This is a genomic window from Roseitalea sp. MMSF_3546, from assembly GCF_030732865.1.
Classification (GTDB): Bacteria; Pseudomonadota; Alphaproteobacteria; order Rhizobiales; family Rhizobiaceae; genus Roseitalea.
The window spans coordinates 1-1,237 of record NZ_JASHKB010000062.1 but is presented as its reverse complement, the minus strand read 5'-3'; the positions used below and the strand labels follow the sequence as shown (position 1 = coordinate 1,237).

General features: G+C 64.9%; 1 protein-coding gene. It reads left to right on the top strand.

Going from position 1 to position 1,237, the window contains the following annotated elements:
- Nucleotides 1–121: 121 nt before the first annotated feature.
- Nucleotides 122–1,237: IS21 family transposase (gene istA, locus RBB34_RS19815; RefSeq protein WP_306120970.1), on the top strand; the 1,116-nt coding region annotated here is incomplete at its 3' end.

The following is a 1,237-nucleotide window of genomic DNA, read 5'->3' as shown; positions in this document are numbered from 1 at the left end:
TGTAGATCGGCGCGCAAAAGTGACCCCCTGAGTGGGGAGATCGGCATCCAAGTTTGACCCCCTCCCTGCGGTTGTGCAGCGGCTCTGGCTTTCGAAGGGGAGGCTGGAGCGAGCGAAGGGGATGATTGTTTTGGAGACGATCGCGAAGGTCCGACGGGACCATTTTGTTCATGGCAAGGGGATCAAGGAGATCAGCCGGGAGCGTCGCATCAGCCGTAATTCGGTGCGGAAGATCCTGCGCTCCGGCGACACGGAGTTGACCTACGAGCGGCCCTCGCAGCCGCTGCCGAAGCTTGGGCCGTTTATCGACCGGCTGGAGGGGATGCTGGAGGCCAACGAGTGCCGGCCGAAGCGGGATCGACAACGGCTGACGCGGATCTTCGATGACCTGCGCCGCGAAGGCTACACCGGCGGCTACGACAGCGTGCGGCGCTATGCCAGGCGGTGGCGAGAGAAGCGGACGACCGGCGTGGCCAACGCCTTCGTGCCGCTGAGCTTCGCGCCGGGCGAAGCCTACCAGTTCGACTGGAGCCACGAGTACGTTCTGATGAGTGGCGTCACCACCAAGGTGAAGGTGGCGCACCTGCGCCTCTGCTACAGCCGCATGCCGTTCCTGATCGCCTATCCGCGTGAGTCGCAGGAGATGGTGTTTGACGCGCACGACCAGGCCTTCGCGTTCTTCGGCGGGGCCTGCACGCGCGGGATTTACGACAACATGTCGACAGCGGTCGACGCGATCTTGATTGGCCGGGCGCGGCGCTTCAACCGCCGGTTCGAGCAGATGTGCTCACATCACCTGGTCGAGCCGACGGCGTGCTCGCCGGCCGCCGGCTGGGAGAAGGGGCAGGTCGAGAGCCAGGTGAAGACGTCGCGGCAGCAGTTCTTCACGCCACGGCTGCGGGTGGCCGATTATGACGAACTGAATGTCATCCTGCGCGAGCGGGTGCTTGCCTGGGCCGCCACGGCCCGGCACCCCGTGTTCAAGGAGCGCACGATCCTTGAGGTCTTCGAGGAGGAGAGGTCGACGCTGGTGACGGCGCAGGGATCCTTCCAGGGCTTCCATGAGATCACCGCGGCAGTCTCGAAGACCTGTTTGGTCAGCTTTGACCGCAACCGCTACAGCGTCTCGGCGACAGCGGTCGGGCGGCCGGTACAGATCCGCGCCTATGCCTCGAAGATCGTCATCCTGCAGGACGGTCTGGTCGTCGCAGAGCACGCCCGCGTGTTCGGTCGCGAC